The 23,139-nt window shown below is 70.7% G+C and carries 22 protein-coding genes and 1 tRNA gene; 18 read left to right on the top strand and 5 right to left on the bottom strand.

Annotated elements, in window-relative coordinates; genetic code table 11:
• Positions 1-156: 156 nt before the first annotated feature.
• Both ABZS77_RS09195 and ABZS77_RS09190 read left to right on the top strand, forming a co-directional pair.
• The gene (locus ABZS77_RS09195) at positions 157-486 is read left to right on the top strand and encodes a hypothetical protein (RefSeq protein ID WP_354819713.1); all 330 of its coding nucleotides are present in this window, start codon (positions 157-159) and stop codon (positions 484-486) included.
• Between the two features lie 173 nt (positions 487-659).
• A complete protein-coding gene (locus tag ABZS77_RS09190) occupies positions 660-1,241 on the top strand; it encodes an NADH-quinone oxidoreductase subunit B (protein ID WP_238647615.1) in 582 nt (193 codons plus the stop codon).
• A 68-nt stretch (positions 1,242-1,309) separates the two neighbouring features.
• Here ABZS77_RS09190 and ABZS77_RS09185 read toward each other — a convergent pair whose 3' ends face one another.
• On the bottom strand, positions 1,310-2,245 hold the full coding sequence (locus ABZS77_RS09185) for a hypothetical protein (RefSeq protein ID WP_354819710.1): 936 nt from the start codon (positions 2,243-2,245) through the stop codon (positions 1,310-1,312).
• A gap of 177 nt (positions 2,246-2,422) precedes the next feature.
• On the opposite strand from ABZS77_RS09185, the gene ABZS77_RS09180 reads away from it, so the two are divergent.
• Positions 2,423-3,739, top strand: a complete 1,317-nt coding sequence (locus ABZS77_RS09180; protein ID WP_354819707.1) for a DUF2252 domain-containing protein — start codon at positions 2,423-2,425, stop codon at positions 3,737-3,739.
• Positions 3,740-3,752: 13 nt separating this feature from the next.
• Here the strand turns inward: ABZS77_RS09180 and ABZS77_RS09175 are convergent, their stop codons facing one another.
• Positions 3,753-4,799, bottom strand: coding sequence for a glucose 1-dehydrogenase (locus tag ABZS77_RS09175; RefSeq protein WP_354819704.1), 1,047 nt, complete (start codon positions 4,797-4,799; stop codon positions 3,753-3,755).
• Positions 4,800-4,929: 130 nt separating this feature from the next.
• On the opposite strand from ABZS77_RS09175, the gene ABZS77_RS09170 reads away from it, so the two are divergent.
• Together ABZS77_RS09170 and ABZS77_RS09165 are read left to right on the top strand one after the other, a co-directional pair.
• Positions 4,930-5,724: an NADH-quinone oxidoreductase subunit C gene (locus ABZS77_RS09170; RefSeq protein ID WP_354819701.1), complete on the top strand. Its 795-nt coding sequence runs from the start codon at positions 4,930-4,932 to the stop codon at positions 5,722-5,724.
• Positions 5,724-6,686 (top strand): complex I subunit 1 family protein, encoded by a 963-nt coding sequence (locus ABZS77_RS09165; protein WP_354819698.1) that lies wholly within the window; start codon positions 5,724-5,726, stop codon positions 6,684-6,686. Before ABZS77_RS09170 ends, ABZS77_RS09165 begins: the two co-directional genes overlap by 1 nt.
• Before the next feature lie 46 nt (positions 6,687-6,732).
• On the opposite strand, the gene ABZS77_RS09160 is transcribed toward ABZS77_RS09165, so the two are convergent.
• Complete coding sequence (locus ABZS77_RS09160; protein ID WP_354819695.1) at positions 6,733-7,752, bottom strand: glutathione S-transferase C-terminal domain-containing protein; 1,020 nt, start codon at positions 7,750-7,752, stop codon at positions 6,733-6,735.
• Positions 7,753-7,829: 77 nt separating this feature from the next.
• Between ABZS77_RS09160 and ABZS77_RS09155 the strand changes: the two genes are divergently transcribed.
• The 9 genes from ABZS77_RS09155 (at position 7,830) to ABZS77_RS09115 (ending at position 17,141) form a co-directional block, all read left to right on the top strand.
• Positions 7,830-8,258 (top strand): ester cyclase, encoded by a 429-nt coding sequence (locus ABZS77_RS09155; protein ID WP_354819692.1) that lies wholly within the window; start codon positions 7,830-7,832, stop codon positions 8,256-8,258.
• Between the two features lie 89 nt (positions 8,259-8,347).
• Entirely contained in the window at positions 8,348-8,944 is a 597-nt protein-coding gene (locus ABZS77_RS09150) for an NADH-quinone oxidoreductase subunit I (RefSeq protein WP_354819689.1), read from the top strand.
• The gene (locus ABZS77_RS09145; protein ID WP_354819686.1) at positions 8,941-9,501 is read left to right on the top strand and encodes an NADH-quinone oxidoreductase subunit J; all 561 of its coding nucleotides are present in this window, start codon (positions 8,941-8,943) and stop codon (positions 9,499-9,501) included. Before ABZS77_RS09150 ends, ABZS77_RS09145 begins: the two co-directional genes overlap by 4 nt.
• Positions 9,498-9,839, top strand: coding sequence for an NADH-quinone oxidoreductase subunit NuoK (nuoK, locus tag ABZS77_RS09140; RefSeq protein WP_354819683.1), 342 nt, complete (start codon positions 9,498-9,500; stop codon positions 9,837-9,839). The genes ABZS77_RS09145 and nuoK overlap by 4 nt, the downstream gene beginning before the upstream one ends.
• Complete coding sequence (locus ABZS77_RS09135; protein ID WP_354819680.1) at positions 9,836-11,767, top strand: NADH-quinone oxidoreductase subunit L; 1,932 nt, start codon at positions 9,836-9,838, stop codon at positions 11,765-11,767. Before nuoK ends, ABZS77_RS09135 begins: the two co-directional genes overlap by 4 nt.
• On the top strand, positions 11,764-13,272 hold the full coding sequence (locus ABZS77_RS09130; protein ID WP_354819677.1) for an NADH-quinone oxidoreductase subunit M: 1,509 nt from the start codon (positions 11,764-11,766) through the stop codon (positions 13,270-13,272). Before ABZS77_RS09135 ends, ABZS77_RS09130 begins: the two co-directional genes overlap by 4 nt.
• Positions 13,269-14,759 (top strand): proton-conducting transporter membrane subunit, encoded by a 1,491-nt coding sequence (locus ABZS77_RS09125; RefSeq protein WP_354819674.1) that lies wholly within the window; start codon positions 13,269-13,271, stop codon positions 14,757-14,759. Before ABZS77_RS09130 ends, ABZS77_RS09125 begins: the two co-directional genes overlap by 4 nt.
• Before the next feature lie 96 nt (positions 14,760-14,855).
• The gene (htpX, locus tag ABZS77_RS09120; protein ID WP_354820452.1) at positions 14,856-15,737 is read left to right on the top strand and encodes a zinc metalloprotease HtpX; all 882 of its coding nucleotides are present in this window, start codon (positions 14,856-14,858) and stop codon (positions 15,735-15,737) included.
• Positions 15,738-15,881: 144 nt separating this feature from the next.
• Complete coding sequence (locus ABZS77_RS09115) at positions 15,882-17,141, top strand: MFS transporter (protein ID WP_354819671.1); 1,260 nt, start codon at positions 15,882-15,884, stop codon at positions 17,139-17,141.
• Positions 17,142-17,166: 25 nt separating this feature from the next.
• Here ABZS77_RS09115 and ABZS77_RS09110 read toward each other — a convergent pair whose 3' ends face one another.
• A complete protein-coding gene (locus tag ABZS77_RS09110; protein ID WP_354819668.1) occupies positions 17,167-17,919 on the bottom strand; it encodes a MerR family transcriptional regulator in 753 nt (250 codons plus the stop codon).
• Between the two features lie 77 nt (positions 17,920-17,996).
• On the opposite strand from ABZS77_RS09110, the gene ABZS77_RS09105 reads away from it, so the two are divergent.
• Positions 17,997-18,524 carry a dihydrofolate reductase family protein gene (locus ABZS77_RS09105; RefSeq protein ID WP_354819665.1) on the top strand — a complete coding sequence of 176 codons (528 nt, stop codon included), beginning with the start codon at positions 17,997-17,999 and terminating at the stop codon, positions 18,522-18,524.
• Positions 18,525-18,534: 10 nt separating this feature from the next.
• On the opposite strand, the gene ABZS77_RS09100 is transcribed toward ABZS77_RS09105, so the two are convergent.
• Positions 18,535-19,029 carry a YajQ family cyclic di-GMP-binding protein gene (locus ABZS77_RS09100; protein ID WP_354819663.1) on the bottom strand — a complete coding sequence of 165 codons (495 nt, stop codon included), beginning with the start codon at positions 19,027-19,029 and terminating at the stop codon, positions 18,535-18,537.
• Positions 19,030-19,176: 147 nt separating this feature from the next.
• On the opposite strand from ABZS77_RS09100, the gene ABZS77_RS09095 reads away from it, so the two are divergent.
• From ABZS77_RS09095 to ABZS77_RS09085, 3 genes are all read left to right on the top strand, one after another.
• Positions 19,177-19,260: transfer RNA gene (locus tag ABZS77_RS09095), tRNA-Tyr, on the top strand.
• Positions 19,261-20,369: 1,109 nt separating this feature from the next.
• Complete coding sequence (locus ABZS77_RS09090) at positions 20,370-20,945, top strand: hypothetical protein (RefSeq protein WP_354819660.1); 576 nt, start codon at positions 20,370-20,372, stop codon at positions 20,943-20,945.
• Between the two features lie 156 nt (positions 20,946-21,101).
• Positions 21,102-23,096 carry an N-6 DNA methylase gene (locus ABZS77_RS09085; protein ID WP_354819657.1) on the top strand — a complete coding sequence of 665 codons (1,995 nt, stop codon included), beginning with the start codon at positions 21,102-21,104 and terminating at the stop codon, positions 23,094-23,096.
• Positions 23,097-23,139 lie beyond the last annotated feature (43 nt).

Here is a 23,139-nt window from a genome sequence, read left to right as displayed (position 1 = left end):
TTCTGTCGCGTCCGGGACATCGTCGGGCATGGCACAACGTTGTCATTCAATCAACAGGCATCAGTATAGATATATATCACTAAAAGGTGGTTTCTCTACATTCGTCGGTTCCGTACGGTCAATGCATCAGCCCACAACGACACGGGGAGAACGACGATGATGCGAAAGATCCTGATCAGCGGAGTGACGGCGGCAGCGGGCCTGGCCCTCGGCCTGGGCGGCGTGGCGGCAGCCGTCACGGCGATCGGCCCCGGCCCGGGCGCGCCGGGAGAGATCGGCCCCGGCCCGGGTGTGTCCCTCGCCATCGGCCCCGGCCCCTCGGTCGCCGAGCCGATCGGTCCCGGCCCCTCGGTCGCCGAGCCGATCGGTCCCGGCCCCTCGGTCGCCGAGCCGATCGGTCCCGGCCCCTCGGTCGCGCAGCCGATCGGCCCCGGCCCGGGTGTCGCCCAGCCGATCGGCCCCGGCCCCTCGGTCGCGACGGCCTGATTGCGGTCCACCAGCGGGTGAGCGTGCCCGCGACCGGACCCGGCCGGGGATGCCGGTCGGGCCCGGTCGCCGGGTCAGCGACCACCCGCCGGTGACCAGGACGCTGAGCGGCCCCCCGGGTTGCGACGGGACGCTGTGGTTGACTGTCTCGTGGAGGACGGAAGGGGGCAGGCGTGCAGCTACCGGCAGTGCTCGGTGAGCCGATCCGGTTCGTGCTGAACTGGGGGCGCCGCTACTCGCTCTGGGTCTTCAACTTCGGCCTGGCCTGCTGCGCCATCGAGTTCATCGCGACCAGCATGGGCCGGCACGACTTCATCCGGCTCGGCGTGATCCCGTTCGCCCACGGCCCCCGGCAGGCCGACCTGATGGTGGTGTCCGGCACGGTGACCGACAAGATGGCCCCGGCCATCAAGCGGCTCTACGACCAGATGCCCGAGCCGAAGTACGTCATCTCGTTCGGCGCCTGCTCCAACTGCGGCGGCCCCTACTGGGACTCGTACTCGGTCACCAAGGGCGTGGACCAGCTCATCCCGGTCGACGTGTACGTGCCGGGCTGCCCGCCCCGGCCGGAGGCGCTGCTGCACGGCATCCTGCGCCTGCAGGAGAAGATCGCCGCCGAGCAGTCCGGCATCGGGGGTGTGCCGCAGCGGGACGTGCTGGCCGCGCCGCTGGACGCCCCGCCCCGCGAGGCCGCCGCACCGCGCTCGGTCGACTCGCTCACCGCCGCCCCGGTGCGCCCACCCGCCGCAAGCTGACGACGACGGAGGCGCGCGACGGCCGACCGCCCCGGAGGGAATCCGGGCGGCGGTCGGCCGCCTACGCCTCAGCTGTTGGTCGCGACGGCCAGCGTGGTCTGGGCGGTGTTGTCGCTCGGGTCGGCGTCCACGTCCCCGTACCAGAAGGCGGACACCTCCAGGGTGATGATGTCCTGCGAGTCGGCCGGGTCGGTCGGCGGGCTGATGATCACATCGAAGCTACGCGACTCGCCGCGCATCATCCGCCCCCCGGGCACCGACGTCGTGTCCGACATCGCCGGGCCCTCTGAGGGAATCGTGTACTGGATCACCGATCCGGCCGGCAACGGGCTGGCCTTGAGGTACAGGCTGAGGTGCGGAGCGTCGCCCCGGTACCGGACGGTCACCGGAAGGCGGAGGTTGCCGCTGTTCTCCGGGTCGATGGTCGCCCGGCCCACCGCCGTGATGGCGGCGTTGGGCTGAGTGTCCTGCACGTAGAGCCGGGGGTTGGTCAGCGACCCGGTCGTGGAGCGGAAACGGGCGTTGAACGACTCGTGCGCCACCAGACCGCCCTGGGTGGAGTGGACCTCGACCCAGCCTCCGCCCATCCTCATCGGGTACGTCCGTGGGTTGGTCAGTACGTCGAACTTCAGCGCCACCTGGACGGTTTCACCCGGGGCCAGCGACGACCCCCCCTCGGCCGTCAGCCCACAGTCCATCGTCCGGCGATCGTCCCCTGGCGTCAGCTCGGCGGCGTCGCAGCCGAATTCTCCCGACGGGAAGGAGCCCGGCACCGGTTCGTGCAGTCTGAGGTAGAAGTAGTCGGTTTCGCTGCCGGTGTTGGTGACGGTCAGCGGGATGGCGCCCTGGTAGCCACGCTCACTCGGCTCCAGGATCAGCTTGCCCAGTGAGACCGCAGCGCTGGCGGTGTCCGCCGGAGCAGCGGTCGCCGCGCCGGCCCAGCCGATCGTCGCGGTCAGGCCGAGCAGTGCGGCGGTGAGCAGGGTCCCCGTTTTTCGGTACATGTATCTGGTCCTCCAAGGTCGACGTCCGGCGAGGGGACCTGCCGTCGCCCGTGGCGACGACACGATCGACGGACGTAACCGTGGAATCCGGGCCCCCGCTCCGTGACCCAGACAGCATCATCGATGGCCGGGTCGCTCGCCACCCCGTTATGGACCCACGGCGCTAGCCTGCGCACTATGAGCAGCTCAACTGACCAGCGCTCCGCCCACATCGCCGGCGTGCTCACCGAGGAGTTCGGCGCGTCGATGGCGCTCGACCCGGCGGCTTTCCGGCGCAAGTTCCGCAAGATGGCCGCGTCGCCGTTCGCCTTCTACCGGGGCAGCGCCGCGCTGTTCTACGCCGACCAGCTCGGCGACTTCGCCGACGACCGGTTCCTCGACGACCGGACCAGCCGGGTCTGGATCCACGGCGACCTGCACGCGGAGAACTTCGGCACGTACATGAACGCCTCCGGGCACCTGGTGTTCAACGTCAACGACTTCGACGAGGCGTACGTCGGGCCGTTCACCTGGGACCTGCGGCGGTTCGCGGCCAGCGTGGCGTTGCTGGGCTACGGGAAGGCGCTCTCCGACACGGTGATCGGCGAGCTGGTGGCGGGCTTCGCCGGGTCGTACCTGACCGAGTTGCGGGCCATCGCCGCAGGCGGGGACGACGCGATCGGGTCGATCACGCTCGACAACGCCGACGGGGTGCTGCGCCGGGTGCTCCAGCAGGCCCGGCTCAACACACGCGTCGACCTGCTCGCCGCGCAGACCACCGTCGACAACTACGAGCGGCGGTTCTCGGTCGGCGACGGGGTCTTCGAGATCGACGACGCCACCCGGGACAGGGTCCGCGCCGCCTTCGAGGAGTACCTGGGCACCCTGCCGACCGCCTCGGCGCGGCTGCGTCCGGTGGCGACCCGGATCAAGGACGTGGTGCTGCGCAAGGGGGTGGGCATCGGTTCGGCCGGGCTGCCGTCGTACAACCTGCTGCTGGAGGGGCACACCGAGGCCCTGGAGAACGACGTCGTCATCTACATGAAGCAGGCGCAGGTGCCGGCGGTGGCGCGGTACGTCACCGACGAGTCGGTCCGCGACTACTTCCAGCACCAGGGGCACCGGACGGCCGAGTCGCAGCGGGCGTTGCAGGCGCACGCCGACCCGTGGCTGGGCTTCACCGAGCTGGACGGGGCCGGTCAGTTGGTCGCCGAGGTGTCCCCGTACGCCGCCGACCTGGACTGGTCGGACGTGAACGAGCCGGACGAGCTGAGCGGGGTGCTCGTCGATCTGGGTCGGGCGGTGGCCCGGATGCACTCGGTGGCCGACGACGAGTCCAGTCACGACCTGGTGGACTACTCCACGGAGGAGGCGATCGTGGCGGTGGTGGACGCCGACGGGTCGGGTTTCGTCACGCACCTGGTGGACTTCGCGCACGCGTACGGGGTGCGCGCCCGACAGGACCACCAGCTCTTCGTCGACCTGTTCCGCAACGGCCGGCTGCCGGGTCTCTGACCGGTCGGGGCGTTCAGGACGCGAACTCCAGCACCACCTTGATGTCGTCGGGCCCGGGGGTGTACGCGTCGGCGTACCTGTTCACCGGCACCCGGCGGGTGATCAGCGACTCGAGCCAGACCTGGTCGGCGCGGGCGAGCGCCTGCGCGGCCATGTCCCAGTGCCGGCGGTTGGCGTTCACCGAGCCGAACACCACGTTGTTCTCCAGTACCAGTTCCCGGTTGAGTGCGCCGGCGTCGAAGTTGATGGTCCGGCCCCCGCTGGACACTCCGGCCAGGCAGACGATCCCGGTGGGGCCCGCCTTGCACATGACGTCGAGGACCACCGTGGGCGCGCCGGTGCACTCGATCACCACGTCGGGTTCGAGGGGCAGGTCGTTGACGGACACCGCGTGGTAGGTGGCGCCGAGCCCGGCGACGAGTTCCGGCTTGGGCCCGTCGGTGGCCCGGTCCAGCACGTGGACGGTGAGTCCGCGCTGGGTGCCGAGCAGCGCGGCGAGCAGCCCGATCGGTCCGGCTCCGGTCACCAGCACGGTCTGCGGTTGCCACTCGGCCCGGTGCCCGATCCGCTCGATGTGGTCCCAGGCCTTCGCCACCACGCTTGTCGGCTCCAGCAGCACGCCGACCTGGGCCAGCGTCGGGTCGAGCCGGACCGCGAACTGCGGCTCGATCCGCCAGCGGTCGCGGGCGAACCCGGGCAGCGCCTTGATGCCGTGTTCGGTGTACCGGTCGTTGCGGCACATGTCCCACTCGCCGACCGCGCAGTTCGGGCAGGGCACCGGGTCGGGGTGCCGGACGATGCCGGCCACCAGGTCACCGGCTTGCAGGGTGCCGGTCGGGTCCTCGACCACGCGGCCCAGCGACTCGTGCCCGATGACCAGGCGGTCCGCGCCCGGCGGCGCCTCGCCGTACTCTCCGGCGATGATCTCGTGGTCGGTGCCGCAGATCCCGACCGCCAGCGCTTCGACGAGGATCGCGCCCTCCTCGGCCGGCGGCTCCGGATGGTCCTCGACGAGGCGCAGCGAATCGGCGACCCCGGGTGTCACAGTCACAGCGCGCACGCCCCTCATCTTTCCCCGCCGGGAGTCGGGCCGCCCGGCAAAGCCGGCAGATCGTCGCGCCGGGCCGAAGCGCCGGGCGGGCATCGGCGGCCGACCGGCGCGGGCCGGGGCCGGCACTAGGATCAGCGGCATGACTCCCGAAGAGGTCGGCGCTCGGCTGGTCGCGTTGCTCGCGCCGGTCGCGGTGACCCCGTCGGTCTCCGGCGGGCAGCGGTTCGCCCGCGCCACCGTCGACGTCCCGCCGGCGGACTGGTCGGCCGCGCTGCGTACCGCCCGCGACGACGCCGAGCTGGCCTGCGACTTCTTCGACTGGCTCTCCGCCGTGGACGAGCTGGCGGAGGGCTTCGACGTGGTGGCGCACCTGTGGTCGACGCGGCTGCGGCACGGGGTGCTGCTGCGCACCCGGGTGCCCCGCGACGCGCCCACTGTGGCGTCCGTGGTGGACGTCTACCCGGGCGCGGCCTGGCACGAGCGGGAGACGCACGAGATGTTCGGCATCGGTTTCACAGGTCACGGCGAGCTGCGACCGCTGCTGCTGCCGCCGGAGTTCGAGGGTCATCCGCTGCGCAAGGAGTTCGTGCTGGCCTCGCGGGTGGCCAAGCCGTGGCCGGGCGCGAAGGAACCGGGCGAGTCCGAGGCCGGCGGTGGACGTCGACCGATCCGCCCGCCGGGGGTGCCCGCTCCGGGTGAGTGGGGGACCACACCCACGCCTGCGGGCGCGGGCGGCGTGGGGGAGGGGCCGCGTGGCGGTACTCCGGCGCGGCCGGCAGGTGAGCGGCCCGCGCGGCCGGCCCCGGGGGCCCGTCCGGCGCGTACCCCCCGACCCGCCGGCACCGACGGCGGCGCGGCGGGGTCCGCGCGGCCCGGGCCGGTCGCGGGCCCGCCGGCCTCCGACGGCGCCGACGACGACGGGGGTACGCGCTGATGCCGCTCTGGGTGGAGCTGGTGCTGCGGGTGGGTGGGGTGCTCGTCGCGTTCCTCACCCTGCCGTTGCTTGTCGGCCAGACCGAGCACAAGGTGATGGCGCACATGCAGGGCCGGCTCGGCCCGATGTACGCGGGCGGCTTCCACGGCTGGGCCCAGTTGGTCGCCGACGGGGTCAAGTTCGTGCAGAAGGAGGACGTGACCCCGCGCGAGGCGGACCGGGCGGTGTTCCGGTTGGCGCCGGCGGTGGCGCTGGTGCCCTACCTGCTGGTGCTGCTTGTCATCCCGCTCGGCCCGAATGACCTGGTCGGGCAACCGTTGGACATCGGCCTGTTCTTCGTGCTGGCCGTGGTCGGCGTCGGTGTGGTGGCGGTGCTCATGTCGGCGTGGGCGTCGGCCAACAAGTACAGCCTGCTCGGCGGGCTGCGCGGTGCCGCGCAGCTGCTCGGGTACGAGTTGCCGCTGGTGCTGGCCGCCGCCTCGGTGGCGATGGCGGCGGGCACGCTCAGCCTCTCCGGCATCGTCGAGGCGTGGCAGCCGTGGTGGCTGCTCTGGCAGGCGCCCGCGATGATCATTTTCTTCGTCGCGGGGCTGGCCGAGATCCGCCGGCCACCGTTCGACATGCCGGTGGCCGACTCGGAGCTGGTCTTCGGCTACATGACCGAGTACACGGGGCTGCGGTTCGCGTTCTTCCTGCTCGCCGAGTACGTCGGCATCGTGGTGATCGCCGCGTTGACCACAGTGCTGTTCCTCGGCGGCTGGCAGGGCCCGTTCGCCGACGACCAGCTCGGTTGGCTGTGGACCCTGCTCAAGGTCTTCGCCGTCGCCTTCGTGATCATCTGGCTGCGGGTCTCCTACCCCCGACTGCGCGAGGACCAGCTCCAGCGCCTCTGCTGGCTGGTCCTGGTGCCCGCCGCGCTGGCGCAGCTGGTCCTGACGGCAGCAGTCCGCGTCGCCCTGTAACCCGCCGCCCCGCCCCGGGCCGGCGGGGCGGGCGCGCGGGTGGGGCTCAGCGCAGCGGGGTGTGTGCCGGGTCGACCGGCTCGAGCGGTGGCGGGGGCGGGGTGCCGTCGCCGAAGGGGCGGCCGCCGAGGGCTTCCCGGCTGTGCGGGATCAGCCAGTTGGACAGGTCGGGGCCGAGCGGCACGATCCCGGTCGGGTTGATGTCGCGGTGCACCTCGTAGTAGTGCCGCTTGATGTGGTCGAAGTCGATGGTGTCGCCGAACCCGGGCGTCTGGAACAGGTCCCGCGCGTACGCCCACAGCACCGGCATCTCGCTCAGCTTCTGCCTGTTGCACTTGAAGTGGCCGTGGTAGACGGGGTCGAAGCGGACCAGCGTGGTGAACAGCCGGACGTCGGCTTCGGTGATGGTGTCGCCGACCAGGTAACGCTGGTCGGTCAGCCGCTCGGTCAACCAGTCCAGCCGGTCGAAGAGCTGGTGGTACGCCTTGTCGTACGCCTCCTGGTTGCCGGCGAAGCCGCACCGGTAGACGCCGTTGTTGACGTCCCGGAAGACGACGGCGTTGACCTCGTCGATCTGCTCGCGCAGGTGTTCGGGGTAGAGCTGCGGGGCGCCCTCGCGGTGGTACGCGCCCCACTGGGTGGACAGGTCCAGGCTCATCTGCGCGTAGTCGTTGGTCACGACCTGCCCGGTCGGCACGTCCACCATCGCCGGCACGGTGATGCCGCGTTCGTAGCCGGGGAAGCGCTTGAAGTACGCCTCCTGGATGCGCTCGATGCCGAGCACCGGGTCCCGGCCGTCGGGGTCGAGGTCGAAGGTCCAGCTCCGGGCGTCGTGGGTCGGGCCGGCCACCGCCATCGAGATGGCGTCCTCCAGGCCGAGCAGCCGCCGCACGATGATCAGGCGGTTGGCCCACGGGCAGGCCCGGCTGACCGCCAGCCGGTACCGGCCGGGCTCCACCGGGTATCCGTCGCGCCCGTCCTCGGTGATCCGGGTCGCGATGTACCGCTGGTCGCGGGTGAACTCGCCACCCGGCTCGACGTACTTCCCGCCTGTTTCCTCGCCCACGTCACCCTCCCGGTTGTTCCCCTGTCTCTACCCCATCCTCACGGATCTACCACGGTGTGTCCGGCTACCCTGCCGGGGTGACGGATGCGGAGGCGACGGCCCGGCGGTTCATCGCCGACGTGTGGAACGCCCGCCGGGAGGAGTCGGCGTACGAGCTGGTCGCCGACGAGTGTCCGGGGCTGGGCGGGACCGGCCCGGAGGCCACGCTGGCCTGGCACCGGGAGCGGCGGGCGGCCTTCCCGGACCTGCGCTACAAGATCGTGGACGTGGTGGCGGCGGGTGAGCGGGTGGCCGTGCACTGGCGGGCGGCGGGCACCCAGATGGGCCAGTTCGGGCCGGTGCCGCCGACCGGTCAGGTGGTCAGCTACTCGGGGGCGACGTTCCTGCGCTTCGACGTGGCGGGCCGGATCGTCGAGGTGTGGAGCTGCAACGAGCTGTTCCAACTGTTGCAACAGCTCGGCGTCGAGATGCTCCCACCGACAGGGGTCATCGACCCGGGGGCGTGATCCGCGCGACCGCCACCGCGACCGCCGTCGTGCCGCGGACCTGTGGGTGGTGGTCGCGCGCGCCGGGGCCACAGGGCAGGATGGTCGACATGAGCGACACCGGCGAGCGCGGCGACACCGGCGACCGCGGCCTTCCCGGCGCGGGCCTGGTGAAGGGGCTGGCGGTCACCCTCAAGACGATGACCAGCCGCACCACCACCCAGCAGTACCCGGACGTCGCCCCCGAGCTGCCGCCCCGCTCGCGTGGTGTGATCGCGTTGTCGGAGGAGAACTGCACGGTCTGCATGCTCTGCGCCCGCGAGTGTCCGGACTGGTGCATCTACATCGACTCGCACAAGGAGGAGGTGGCGGTGCCCGGCGCCGCCCGCCCCCGCCAGCGCAACGTGCTCGACAAGTTCGACATCGACTTCTCGCTCTGCATGTACTGCGGCATCTGCATCGAGGTCTGCCCGTTCGACGCGCTCTACTGGTCGCCGGAGTTCGAGTACGCCGAGTACGACATCAAGGACCTGCTGCACGACAAGGACCACCTCGGTCAGTGGATGGCCACCGTGCCGCCGCCGCCCGCGCACGACCCCAACGGCGAGCCTGCCAAGGAGGAGACCGCAGCCGCGCGCAAGGCCGCGCGTCCGGCCCCTCCATCGGTACGCCCCGAGCCCGGCGTCGACCCGGGTGCCGCCTCGTGACGGGCGCGGATGTGCTGCTGCTCGCCTTGGGCGCGGTGGCGGTCGGTGCCGGTGTGCTGGTGGTGACCACGAAGCATCTGGTCCGCGCCGGCCTCTACCTGGTGGTCTGCCTCGGCGCGTTGGCCGGCGACTATCTGGTGCTCGGCGCCGAGCTGGTGGCCTGGGTCCAGGTGTTGATCTACGTGGGCGCCGTGGTGGTGCTGCTGCTGTTCGCGGTGATGCTGACCCGGGCGCCGATCGGCGTCTCCGACGACCTGGACCGGCCCGGCTGGCCGGCCGCCCTGATCGGCGGCGGCGCGGGGCTGGGGTTGACCGTCCTGCTGGTCGACGCGTACCGGTGGGGCAGTGTCGCGCTGCCGGACGCGGGCACCGCCGAGCGGCTGGGTGAGCAGATCTTCCAGTCCTGGGTGCTGCCGTTCGAGGTGCTCTCGGTGCTGCTGCTGTCCGCTCTGGTGGGCGCGGTGGTGCTGTCCCGTCCGGACATTGGCCGGCCCGACCGGCGCGGCGACGGCGCGGAAGCACCGGCGCGGGGCGTGGACGCCGGGGGGCGCCGGTGAGGCCGGTCATCCCGTACGTCACCGCCGCGTTGCTGTTCGGCCTCGGCGTCTACGGCGTGCTGCGTCGGCGCAACGCGGTGCTGGTGCTGATGGCTGTCGAGCTGATGCTCAACGCGGTCAACCTGATCCTGGTCAGCGCCGACACCACCGCCCGTGCCGTGCTGCCGCACTCCGGGCAGGTCTTCGCGCTGTTCGTCATCGTCCTCGCCGCCGCCGAGATCGGGGTGGGGTTGGCGATCGTCCTTCAGCTCTACCGGCTGAGGGCCACCGTCGCGGTGGACGACGTGCCGCTCGCCGAGCCGGCAGCCGTGGGTCGGGACGCGGAGGCGGGCCGGTGACCGGGCTGCTCGGGGCGCTGCTGCCCGCCGTACCTCTGACCGCGGGCCTGCTCGGTCTGCTGCTGCCGCCGGCTCCGCGGCCGGACGACACGACCGGCGGCGCCAGGGCCCGCCAGGTGGCCGTGGCGCTCGGGGTGGCCGGCGCGGTGGGCGCGTTGGCGCTGGCCGTCGCGCTGCTGGTGACCGTGGACGGTCCGACGCAGACGTCGACCACCTGGGTCGACATCGGTGGGTTGACGGTGACGCTGGGCGTACGGCTGGACGGCGCGGCCGCGCTTGTCGCGGTGGCGGTCACCGCGGTCGCCCTGGCCGTGCAGGTCTACTCGATCGGCTACCTGCGACGCGGCCCGCACGACGACATCGACGTCGACCACCGCTACCCGCCGTACGCCGCGCAGATCAGCATCTTCACCGGCGCCATGCTGCTGGTGGTGGTCGCCGGTGACCTGATCATGCTGCTGGTCGGGTGGGAGGTGATGGGCCTCTGCTCGTACCTGTTGATCGCCCACGACCGCCGACTGGCCGGCGCTCCGGCCGCCGCCGTGAAGGCGTTCCTGGTGACGCGCGTCGGCGACGTCGGCTTCCTGCTCGGTATCGCGCTGCTCGGCGTGTCGACGGGCAGCTTCCGGATCTCCGACGTGCTCGCCCACGACCACTCCGGCGTGACGTTGACCGCCGCCGGCCTGCTGCTGCTCGCCGGGGTCGCCGGCAAGAGCGCGCAGTTCCCGCTGCACACCTGGCTGCCGGACGCGATGGCCGGCCCGACGCCGATCTCCGCGCTGATCCACGCCGCGACGATGGTCGCCGCCGGGGTGTACGCGGTGGCCCGGCTCTACCCGCTGTTCACGGCCGCGCCGGTGACGCTGACCGTACTGGGGGTGCTCGGCGCGACCACCCTGCTGCTGGGTGCGCTCGCCGCCACCGCCCAGGACGACATCAAGCGGGTGCTGGCCTGGTCGACGGTGTCCCAGCTGGGCTACATGACCGGCGCGCTTGCGGTCGGCTCCCCGTCGGCGGCGCTGTTCCACCTGCTCACCCACGCCGCGTTCAAGGCGCTGCTGTTCCTCGCCGCCGGCGCGGTGATCCACGCCGTGGGCACCACGCTGATGTCGGAGATGGGCGGTCTGCGACGCAGCATGCCGGTGACCTTCTGGTGCACCGTGGTGGGCCTGGGCGCGCTTGTCGGTGTGCCACCGCTGGCCGGCTTCTGGAGCAAGGACGGCGTGCTCACGGTCGCCGAGTCGGCCGCGCTCGAGGGCACCGGCCCGGCGCCGTCCTGGGTGGGCTGGATCGTCTGGATCGCCGGGCTGGTCGGCGTGGCCGTCACCGCCTGGTACGCGGGCCGGCTGCTGCTGCGGGCCTTCTTCGGCGAGCCCCGGCTCCCGTTGGTCACCCCGCACGATCCGCCCGCGCTGCTGCGCTGGCCGGTGCTGCTGCTGGCGGTGCCCGCCGCGCTGCTCGGCCTGGCCGGGTACGTCGGGGCGTTCGCCGACCGGCTCCGGTTCCCCACCGTGCCGGTGGCGGGTTCCGAGGATGGCCTGGTCCACCTCGGTCCGGGCGTGCTGCTGCCGCTGGCGCTGCTGGTGGTCGGGGCGGGCCTGGTGGCGCTGCGCTGGCGTCGGGATCCGGCCGGCGACCCGGCGTCCGCGCTGGGTCCGCTGCGGCCGGTCTTCGCCCGCGCGTTCCGGCTCGACGACGTCCAGCACACCCTCGTCGTACGCCCCGTCCGCGCGCTGGCCCGCGCGGCGCGTACCGGTGACGAGGTGGTGGTGGACGGCGCTGTCGAGGGCAGCGGGCGGGCCGCGTCCGGCCTGGGCGGTGGGCTGGCCGCGCTGCACCGGGCCGCGCTGCCCCGCGCCGCCGCCGGTGTGCTGGCCGGCGCGCTGCTGATCGGGCTGGCAGCCGCCCTGATGGGAGTGGTCCGGTGAGCGTGGGGCAGGTTCTGCTGGTGGCCGTCCTGGCGGTGCCGGCGCTCGGCGCGGTCGCGGTGGCGGCAACTCCCCGGGACCGGCCGGCCCGGCTGGTCGGCACGGTCGCGGCGGCGTTGACCCTGCTGGCCGCGGTGCCGCTGGTGTTCGGCGGGCGGAGTTGGGTGGCGTGGTCGGCGGGCGCGCCGGCGGTACGCCCCTGGCACCAGCTCGACCTGCCCTGGGTGCCGGGTCTCGACCTGCGGTTCCACCTCGGCGTCGACGGGATCTCGTGGCCGCTTGTGGTGTTGACCGCGCTGCTCACGTTGCTCTGCTGCGCGTACACGATGTGGCGGGTGCCCGACGGCGGCAGCGGCCGGGCGCTTGTGGCGCTGCTGCTGGTTGTCGAGGTGGGCATCCTGGGCACGTTCCTCGCCCTGGACCTGGTGTTGTTCTTCCTCTTCTTCGAGGTCGTCCTGCTGCCGATGTACGCGATCATCGCCGGCTGGGGCGGTGCGGACCGGCGTCGGGCGGCCCGCAAGTTCGCGCTGTACACCCTGTTCGGCTCGGTGCTGCTGCTGGTCGGCGTGTACGTGGTGGTCGCGGCCGCCGGCACCGCCGACGTGGTGGCGCTGACCGGTGGCGGCGGGTTGTCCCGGGGCACCCAGTTGGTCGCGTTCACGCTGCTGGCGTTGGCGTTCGCGGTGAAGAGTCCGCTGTGGCCGCTGCACTCGTGGCTTCCCGACGCGCACACCCAGGCACCCACCGTGGGCAGTGTGGTGCTGGCCGGGGTGCTGCTCAAGATGGGCACGTACGGTCTGATCCGGGTGGCGGTGGGGGTGGCGCCGGAGGGCGCACGCTGGGCGGCTCCGGTGCTTGGTGTGCTGGCCGTCGCCGCGATCCTGGTCGGGTCGCTTGTGTGCCTGGCCCAGGTGGACGTCAAACGGCTGATCGCGTACTCCAGCGTGGGGCACATGGGCTTCGTGCTGCTGGGTGTCGCCACGTTGACCGCCACCGGCATCCAGGCGGCCCTGATCGGCAACGTCGCGCACGGGGTGATCACCGGGCTGCTGTTCTTCCTGGCCGGGGCGGTGAAGGACCGGACCGGCACGGGCACTCTCGCCGAGTTGTCCGGGCTGCGGGAGACCTCGCCCCGGCTGGCGGGTCTGCTCGCGTTCGCGGCTGTCGCGTCGCTCGGCCTGCCCGGGCTGGCCGGCTTCTGGGGTGAGGCGTTCGCGGTGGTCGCCGCCGTGCAGGTGGGCGGCCCGCTGTGGACCACCCTCGGGGTGCTGGCGGCGGTCGGTGGCGCGCTCACCGCCGCGTACCTCCTGCGGTTGCTGCGCCAGGTCACCCACGGCCGGCCCAGTCCGGCGGTCGGTGGGGTCGGTGCCGGGCTGGCCGGCGCGGAGCTGACCGCGTGGGTTCCGCTGGTGCTGCTGGCGTTGGCCATCGGGCTGGCGCCGGCGCTGGTCCTCGGCGTCGCCGAGGCGCCCGTCGACGCCCTCATCGGGGTGGTCAGGCGATGAACGCCGTGCAGAGTGTGGACAGCGTCGCGCTGCTCCCGGCGTACCTGGCCGCCGGCACCGCCGTCCTGGTGCTCGTCGTGGACCTGCTGCTGGCGCGGCCCCGGGCCACGGTCGTGGTGGCCGCGCTCGGGGCGCTCGGTACCGCCGTCGCCTCCGCCGCCGTCGGTGCGTCCGGGGAACGGCTGACGTTCTGCGTCGGAGCCGACTGCTCCTGGGTCTTCGGCGGGCGTGCGGCCCTGGTCGGTGCGGTGGTGGCGCTGCTCACCCTGGGCGTGCTCGGGTTGTCCGCGCCCGCGCTGCGGGCCGGGCGCTCGCCGGTGGGGGAGTACTGCTTCCTGCTGGCCTGCTCGATGACCGGCGGCGTGGTGCTCGGCGCGGCAGGTGACCTGATCACCCTGATCGTCGCCCTGGAGACGCTGACCCTGCCGCTGTACGTGCTGGTCGGCCTGCGCCGGGGCAGCCTCGCGAGCGCCGAGGCGGCGGTGACGTTCTTCGTGGTGAGCGTGGTGGCCACCACGGTGACGCTGCTCGGCGCGGCGCTGCTGTGCGCGGTGACCGGCGGGCTGCACCTGGACCGGGTCGGCGCGCTGCTGGCCGAGCGGCCGGAGCTGCGGGATCTGCCGCTGACCACCGCCGCGGTGGCGTTGCTGCTGGTCGGGCTGGCCTTCAAGGTGGCGGCGGTGCCGTTCCACGCCTGGGCGCCGGCCACCTACGACGGCGCGCCGCTGCCGGTGGCCGCGTACCTGTCCACCGCGTCGAAACTGGGCGGCCTCGTCGCGCTGCTGGCCGTGGTGCAGCGGGCGCTGCCGGCCGAGCAGACCGGGCCGGTGCTCGCCGTGCTCGCGGTGCTCACCATGACCGTCGGCAACCTGGTCGCGCTGCGTCAGCGGCGTACGGTGCGGCTGCTCGCCTGGTCGTCCGTGGCGCAGGCCGGTTACATCCTCGCCCCGCTCGGCGCGTTGGCGCTGGCCGCCGGTCGCACGGGTGAGGCGCGTTCCGCGGCGTACGCGGCAGCGGTGGCGTACGCCGTGTTCTTCGTGGTGCTGGAGTTGGCCGCGTTCGCCGGGGTGACCGCGTTGCGTCCGGTGGGCGCGGACGGCGGCACGCTTGCCGACCTGCGCGGGGCGGCCCGGAGGCACCCGTGGCGCGGCGCCGCGCTCGGTCTCGCCCTGGTCGGTCTGGCGGGTCTGCCACCGGGGCTGGCCGGGTTGTTCGCGAAGGTGGCGGTGGTCCGGGCGCTGCTGGACGGTGGCGCCGGCTGGCTGGCGCTGGTGGTGGCGCTGAACGCGGTGATCGGGCTGGCCTACTACCTGCGGGTGACCGCCAGCCTGTGGACGTCGCCGACGTCGCCGACGTCGCCGACGGCGGGCGGTGCGGTGGCCGTACCCCTGGTGGGTGTGGTGGCGGTGGTGCTGGCGGTGGCGACGGTGGCCGCCGTGGTGGTCGGCGTCGCTCCGCAGCTGGTGCTGGACCTGGCCGGCCGCTGACCCTCAGTCAACTCTCAGCGTTGAGATGGATGGTTGACGGGTACCGGGTTGTTACACCGGTCAGCGGATCCCGGCGATCCGTGCACCGAAGGAGAGATCGTGCATCACCACAACCGTCTGAAGACCGCAGCGCTGCTTGGCCTGCTCAGCGCCCTGATCCTCGCGGTGGGCTACTGGTTCGGCGGCAGTGGCGGTCTGGTCATCGCCGTCCTGATCTCACTGGTCATGAACGGCGTTTCCTACTTCTACTCCGACAAGATCGCACTGCGCTCGATGGGGGCGCAACCGGTCACCGAGGCACAGTTCCCCGAGCTGTACCGGATGGTGCGTGAGCTGGCGGCCGAGGCCCGCCAACCGATGCCACGGCTGTACGTGAGCCCGACCGCGCAGCCGAACGCGTTCGCCACGGGTCGTAACCCGCAGCACGCGGCGGTCTGCGTGACGCAGGGCATCACCGAGATCCTCGACTACCGCGAGTTGCGCGGTGTGATCGGTCACGAGCTGTCGCACGTCTACAACCGCGACATCCTGATCTCCAGCGTTGCCGCCGGTCTGGCGAGCATCATCACGCTCCTGGCGAACCTCGCCTTCTTCATCCCGCTGGGCGGTGGGGACGACGAGGACCGGCCGAACCCGGCCGTGTTGCTGCTCACCCTGATCCTGGGCCCGATCGCGGCCAGCATCATCCAGCTGGCGATCAGCCGGAGCCGCGAGTTCCAGGCGGACGCCTCGGGTGCCGAGCTGAGCGGCGACCCGCTGGCGCTGGCCAGCGCCCTGCGCAAGATCGACGCGGTGGCGCGGCGTCGGCCGCTGCCGGCCCAGGGCCAGCTCACCAGCACCGCGCACCTCATGATCGCCAACCCGTTCCGGGGTGGCGGCATGGCGGCGCTGTTCTCCACCCACCCGAAGATGGAGGACCGGGTCGCCCGGCTGGAGCGCATGGCCGCCAACTCGGGGCCCGTGCAGTTCCAGCGCTGACCCGCTGAACGTCCACTCCGCCCGTACCCGGTCGTACCGGGTACGGGCGGAGTGCTGTGTCGGACGCGATATCCGGTTCCTGCCGCTGACCCTCGGCGTTAGGGTCGTAACGGCTCTCGCCCATTACATCCTCGGAGGTTCACGGTGGCCGCGCTGCGTCAGTACCTGGGCGTATGGCAGATCCCCGGTGCGCCGATGCTGCTGCTCACCGGCATCATCGGGCGACTCGGGATCGGCATGACGCCGCTGGCGCTGCTGCTGGTGGTCGAGCAGGTGACCGGGCGGTACGCCCTCGCCGCCGTCGCGGGCGGCATCTACGCCATCGCCGGCGCCGCGCTCAGCCCGATCGCCGGGCGGATCGCCGACCGGGTCGGACCGAGCCCCGTCCTCCTGGTCACCGCAGTGGCCCACCCGCTGGCGCTCACCGGGCTGCTGCTGGCCAGCCGCTCCGGCGACGACGCCCTCGCGGCCATCTACCTGGCGTCCGGTGTCGCCGGGGCCACCTTCCCGCCGCTCACCGCCGCCATCCGGGGCGCCTGGAACGAGCTGACCAGCGCCACCTCCGGCCGGTACGCCCTGCGCAACACCGCGCTCGCCGCGGAGACCTCACTGTTCGAGATCGTGTTCGTCCTCGGCCCGCTGCTCGTGGCCGGTTTCGTGCTGGTGGCCGACGCGGCGGCGGCCCTGATCGGGGCGGCCGTGGTCACCCTCGTCGGGACCAGCGCGGTCGCGCTCGGCCAGGTGATGCGCGGCTGGCGCCCCCACCCGCGCGAACACCACGCCCGAGGGCTCGGCCCGCTGCGCGTCGCCGGGTTCCCCGCCCTGCTGGTCTGCGTGGCCGGCCTCGGCATCGCGTTCGGCGCCGCCGGGGTGACCGTCCCGGCGTACGCGAGCGGCCACACCACAGGCGACCCGGAGAGCCTGGCCGGCATCCTGCTCGCCGTCTGGGGAGTCGGCAGCGCCATCGGCGGCTTCTGGTTCGGCGTACGACGGCCGGCCGCGAACATGACCCGACAGTTCGCCCTGCTGCTCGCCGCCGTCGCCGGCACGTTCGTCATCTTCGCGGTGATGCCCACCCCGCTGGCGCTCGGCGTCGCGCTGATCGTCGGTGGTGCCGCCATCGCTCCCGCGCTGACCCTGGAGAACACCCTGGTCGGCCGGATCGCCCCCACCGGCATGCTGAACGAGGCGTACACCTGGGTTGTCACCATCGCTGTCGCGGCCAGCGCCGCCGGCGGCGCGGTGGCCGGCCTCATCGTGGACAACGCCGGCGGCGTGCCGTGGGCGTTCCTGTTCGCCGGGGCGGCGGTCGCCGTCGCGGCCGCGGTCGCCGCGCTGCCCGCCGGGCCCATCGCCCGCGCGGAAACCACAGCGGTACGCGCCGAGGAGCCCGTTTCCGTCTGACCGCCCGGGTCGGCACCGGGGCGGGCTACGCGTCCGGGAACGGCAGCGGACAGCAGGAGCTGCCGGCGCAGGCGACCAGGTCGTCACAGCCGGCCTCGACAGCCGCCCGCAGGGTGTCGCGGACGGCCGTCAGGTCGGCCAACCGGCGTTCCACCTCAGCCAGCTTCGCCGTGGTACGCGCCGACAGTCCGCCCCGGCGCTGCCCCGCGTCGAGCAGGTCGGCGACCTCGTGCAGGGTGAAGCCGAGGCGCTGCGCCGTCTTGATGACCCGCAGCCGGGTGACCGACTCCACCGGGTACAACCGGTGCCCGCCGGGCGAACGCCGAGGCGCGCTGAGCAGACCACGACGCTCGTAGTAGCGCAGGGTCTGCGGATTCACCCCCGCCTCGGCGGCCAACCGGCCGCTGCGCAACCAGGACCCGTCGGGTGCCGGCGTACCGCGCGGTCGCATCCGCTCCGCCAGGGCGTCGAGGATGCCGACGTGCGCGGCCGGCACCCGCACCTCCATGGTCACCGCGTCGGGACCGTCCCGGGTGATCTCGAAGGTGAAGAAGGAACAGCACGCCGACTCCCGGGCGCTCAGGTCCCGCGCGGCACGCTCCACCGCCTCGGAACCGGCCAGGTGCAGCCGCAGATGCCCAGCGGACGGCCGGTCGAACCACCTGACGGACCCGGCGAAGAACCTGTCGAACTCGGCGACGCGGACGGGCCGCTCCGCCGTCGGGAGGCGGCAGGACCCGGGAATCCACGTGTCGTCCACTGCTCGTGCGTCGGTCACCATCCGACGGTAAGCCCGTACCCGGGTACCGGATGCAAGCCCTGGCGCGATGCCCCCGGTGGCCACAGACTGACCCCATGGCGAAGCTGCTCTACTCGGCCACCGCGTCGCTCGACGGCTACATCGCAGGCCCCGGCGGGGACATGTCCTGGCTGACCGAACACCTCACGATCGACAACCCGACCGCCGACCGTGTCCTGGCCAACGTCGGCGCGATCCTCGCCGGCAACCGCACCTTCGGCGGCGACGACCCCAACCGGGGCACCGACAACGAAGGCGCCTTCGGCGGCCGGTACCACGGCCCGGTGGTCGTCCTGACCCACCAACCGCCGGCCCGACCGCCCGCCGACGTCACGTTCGTCGGCGACCTGCACAGCGCCGTCGCACAGGCCAAGCAGGCCGCCGGCGACAAGTACGTGAACGTGCTCGGCGCGGACGTCGCCAAGCAGTGCCTCCGGGCCGGTCTGCTCGACGAGATCCTCATCTTCTTCGCGCCGGTGCTGCTCGGCGACGGAGTACGCATCTTCGACGACCCGGGCGGCGACCAGGTCCGGCTCGCACCCATCCCGGGCGAGACAGCGCACTGGTACCGGGTCGTCGCCTGACAGCCGGCGGCTAGCGGTAGTTGACGAACTGGAGGGCGACGCCGAAATCCTCACCCTTGAGCAGGGAGATGACCGCCTGGAGGTCGTCCCGCTTCTTGCCGGTGACGCGCAACTGGTCACCCTGGATCTGCGCCTGGACACCCTTCGGGCCCTCGTCGCGGATCTTCTTGCTGATCGCCTTGGCCTTGTCCGTCTCGATGCCCTGGATCACCTTGCAGTCAATCTTGAACACCTTGCCGGACGCACGCGCCTCGCCCGCGTCCAACGACTTCAACGAGATGTTCCGCTTGACCAACTTCTCCTTGAACACGTCAAGTGCGGCGAGCACCCGCTCCTCGGTCTCCGCCTGAAGACCGATCGCCTCCTCGCCCGACCAGGAGATCTCCGCGCCGGTGCCACGGAAGTCGAACCGCGTCGAGAGCTCCTTCTCCGCCTGACGGAGGGCGTTGTCGACCTCCTGGCGATCAACCTTGCTCACGATGTCGAACGACGGGTTCGCTGCCATGCTGATACTCCTGCTGTCCGGCGGTCTGGGCCTGCTGCCGGCCGCCGACCAGCGGCACGACCCCCTGACCGTACCCGGTTGCGTCGGCACCGGGGGGAGCCGCTATCCTTGCTTCCGCCGCCGCGTTACGACGCGGTGGGGTGCCCTGGCGGGTTGCCCGAGCGGCCAATGGGAGCGGACTGTAAATCCGTCGCGAAAGCTACAGAGGTTCGAATCCTCTACCCGCCACCAGGTGCAGACACGGCCCCTGACCAGCAGAGATGCTGATCGGGGGCCGTTGTCGTTTGTCTGGCCGAGTCCGGCTGAGTCCAGCCGTTAATGACTGGTTGTGGGCAGATGGTGGGCAGGTCGATCTTGCTTCTCCGTGCTCCTCTGGGAGCTGCGAACGCCCGTGCTCCGGAAGTTGCCGGCCTGGCGTGATCGCGCCTGGAGCACCGGCTGAGGCTGCCGCGGGGCTTACCTGGCCTCGGAGGTAGCCCGGGGGCAAGCCAGTCCTGGGGTTGGACTGGCGCGGCAGTCGGAAGCCCTGACCCTCGATCAGGTCGACCTGCTGGCTTCCGTGCCGCCTGGCCGTGGTCGTCCTGTGTCTAGATCAGTGGAGTTCGGGGCGGCGGTCCGGCGGCAGTCGGTGGCTCTCCGCCCCCGGCGCCGGAGGCGGCCGGGGCGGCTTGCCGCCGGCCGGCTCACCGCCGGCGCCGCGCGTAGCGCGGCGCCTTGATCCAGAACAGAAGAAATCGGCAACATGCGAGGGTCACACATGAGGGCAAGCGGAGACTAAGCACGCGGGGGCGTTGCTGTCGCTCGCTCCCGTCTATGGGCACAAGCTGTAGGACGGCGTCGTGCAATATGGCGTGCCAGATGAGGCTGGCGCCTGGCACCCTCCCAGTGTGAGTCCGATCATGCGCGCCGTCGTGGCGTCCGTCGTCCGTGGTCTGTTGCCCTATCCGGACCCGGTGCGGCGGTGGCGCGTCCGCAAGGCCGCTCGTCGCCTGGCGACTCGTGAGCCCTGGCCGGCAGATGACGCAACTACCGCTGCTCACGTAGCACGCTTAGCTCTGCTACGCCTGCTTTGGCTTCAGAAGCAGACCCGGCGAGCCGTACGTGGTCGTCAGCGTGAGGCGGCAGCCCTGCTGGGTAGATCTTCACTAGAAGCTTGCATCCTCGCTTTGTACTGCCTGCACAGCCCCGGCGTGGTTGCTCGCCTAAAGACAGAGCACCTCAGGGCAGGTAGCAAGCTCCTGGCCTTCCTGGATAGGGCTGGGATTGTTCCTCGCGAGGTGGTCAAAGAAGCTCTCGCGGCCCTGGGTGCTCCGTCCACGGGGATCCCAACCATCCCGCAGATGGCGGAGCGGATTGATACAGAGACCGGCGGATCCGCAGTCAGCGACCTCTATGAGCGGCTGTACGTGCCTACCTCGACCTACTTCGTACACGCGAACCCGGCGTCCTTGCTGCGACATGTAACGCCTGATGGGACTCTCACCGAGCGTCCCTCGGACCCGTGGACACGGCGCTCACCTGTTCGTCTTGCCGATGCTTGCGTCGGCCTGGTCGCCGGCGCCATCGCCCATGTCGACGGCGCGCCGAACGATCTGTTCGTCGCCTACGCAGAAGCTCATCACGCTCGAACGATGACCCCCATGGTGGTGGTGACGGCCAAGGGTCTAACACGATCACTCAGGATCGTTCAGCTTCTCGACACCGTCCGGGACGCCCTTGACCTCCGCCGGTACCTTGCCGGCCCGGCCAACAACGATCCTCGCGAGGTACGTGACGCTCGCATCCGAGCCATGTATGCCAGGCTTGCAGATCCTGATCTGCCCCCTGATGCCCTGAAGCCCGTGTACGACTACTTGGTCAACCGCCTCATCGACGACTGGGCAGATGACAAGGTCTCCAACGCTGAGGTCGCATGACCTCACGCATCCCGGTCGTCGGGCAGGCGCGACGGCGGCTGGGAGCCGATGCGGTCCCGCCGAACCGGCCTGTGGGGCCGTGGCGCGTTACCGGATTTGGCGATCTTGCCTGTAACGTACGGTTGCCCCCTATCTGCATGAAGGACCGCGGACCGTATGAGCGCATCCATTGCCCCGCCCGTGACGATCCGGACCGGCACGGTTCCCGAGGGGAAGGTCGCCGACTTCCTGACAGGCCGCCACCTGCGGGACACGCCCGAGGAGTACGTCCGGCAGAACCTCGAAAAGGCTCTGGTACGTCAGTACAAGTACGATGCCCGAGACTGCGCGCCCGAGTTTGCGGTGAAGGTTGGATCATCCCGCAAGCGGGTTGACGTGGTGGTGTTCCTGCCCGGGGCAACCCATGCACAAGAGAACGCCTTCATCTTGGTGGAGACCAAGCGAGCTGGCGTCAGCCCCGCAAGCCGCACCGACGGCATTGATCAGTTGCGCAGCTACCTCGCCGCATGCCTGAACGCCAAGTACGGTCTGTGGACCAACGGCGACGAGCAGTATTGCTTGGCAAAGCGTGCCGATGGCGCCGGCGGGTTCACCTTTGAAGAAATCATTGATATTCCCGCACTTGGCCAGAGTGAAGAGGACGCCCAGCGCCCTCAGCGCAAGGATCTCAAGCCGGCAACTGCAGATAACCTTCTGTTCGCTTTCCGTCGATGCCACAATTACATTGCGGGCACCGAAGGTAAACAAAAGCCTGACGCTTTCTGGGAGCTGCTGAAACTCATCTTCTGCAAGATCGAGGATGAGCGATCTCGACGCCTCGACTTCTATGCGACCGCCAGCGAGCGTGCAAGCGCTACAAGCGCCGCATCTGCCAAGGCGCGGATTCAACGCCTATTCGAGGCCAAGGTCCTTGCAAAGTATGGTGCCATCTTCCCTGCTTCGGACTCTAACATCGACCTCAAGCCGAACGTAGTTGCGTTCGTCGTCAGCCAACTACAAGGCTATTCGCTGCTAGCTTCTCCCGTGGATGTGAAGGGTGTTGCTTACGAGGAGATCGTCGGCAGCAACCTGCGGGGAGACCGCGGTGAGTTCTTCACTCCTCGCAATGCCTGCCGCATGGCCGTCACGATGCTTAATCCTCAGCCAAATGAGAGGGTCATTGATCCAGCCTGTGGGACGGGCGGCTTCCTTATAACGGCGATGAACCACGCGCTTGCCCATATTGAGAAAGAGGAGCGGGCGCAGTGGATGGATCCGACCCGAGGCACTGACGAGGAACGTCAAGAGCTTTATCGGGCTCGGAACGAGTACCTGTCGCAGCGGGTCCACGGTATGGACCTCAACCCAGGTCTCGTACGCGCAGCGAAGATGAACATGGTCATGAACAATGACGGCTCCGGCGGACTGTGGCAGGCCAACAGCCTCGCCAATCCGAGAACGTGGCGCGATGATGCACCCGCTCAGGTGCGGCTCGGGTCTTTCGACGCTGTGGTGGCCAACCCGCCGTTCGGAGCAAACATCGTGATTGACGACGAAGAGGTGATGAATCAATACGATCTGGCCGCGATGTGGGATCGGCGATCTGATGGCCGATGGGAGATGCGGGTAGATAAGCATGGTCGACGTGTACTTCAGAAGAATCAGCCTCCCGAGATTCTCTTCATCGAGCGCTGCGTCCAGCTGCTCAAGCCTGGAACCGGTCGATTTGCTCTGGTAATCCCGAATGGAATTCTTAATAATCCAGCGTTAGGATACGTTCGGACTTGGCTCGCGGCCAATGTGCAAGTCCTCGCCGTTGTCGACATGGCGCGTGAGCTCTTCCAGCCGAAGAATGACACTCAGACCTCGATGGTTCTCGCCCGCCGGCTTTCCCCCGATGAGAAGGCAGCTGCCGCTGCTGGGCACCTGGAGTATCCAATCTTCATGGCCATCGCCGAGCGGGTTGGGCATGACAAGCGCGGCAACGTCGTCTTCCGGAGAACTGAAACCGGTGACGACGTTCTAGTGACGCGCCAAGAACTGTTTGCGGAAATTGATCCGTCTACCGGCGAGGAGGTGTTGCGGTCGACGGAGGTGCAGGAGCGCCAGGTCGACGACGAGCTTCCAGACGTGGCGACAGCCTACCTCCGTTGGCTTGGTGAACAGCGGTGAATACAGCCACCGTCAGATCGCGATCTGTCTTGGCATACGACCG

Origin of the sequence: Micromonospora sp. NPDC005298 (genome assembly GCF_040607375.1) — a bacterium.
Lineage (GTDB): Bacteria > Actinomycetota > Actinomycetes > Mycobacteriales > Micromonosporaceae > Micromonospora.
The sequence above is the reverse complement of the archived record's forward strand: the minus strand, read 5'-3'. Positions and strand labels throughout refer to the sequence as shown.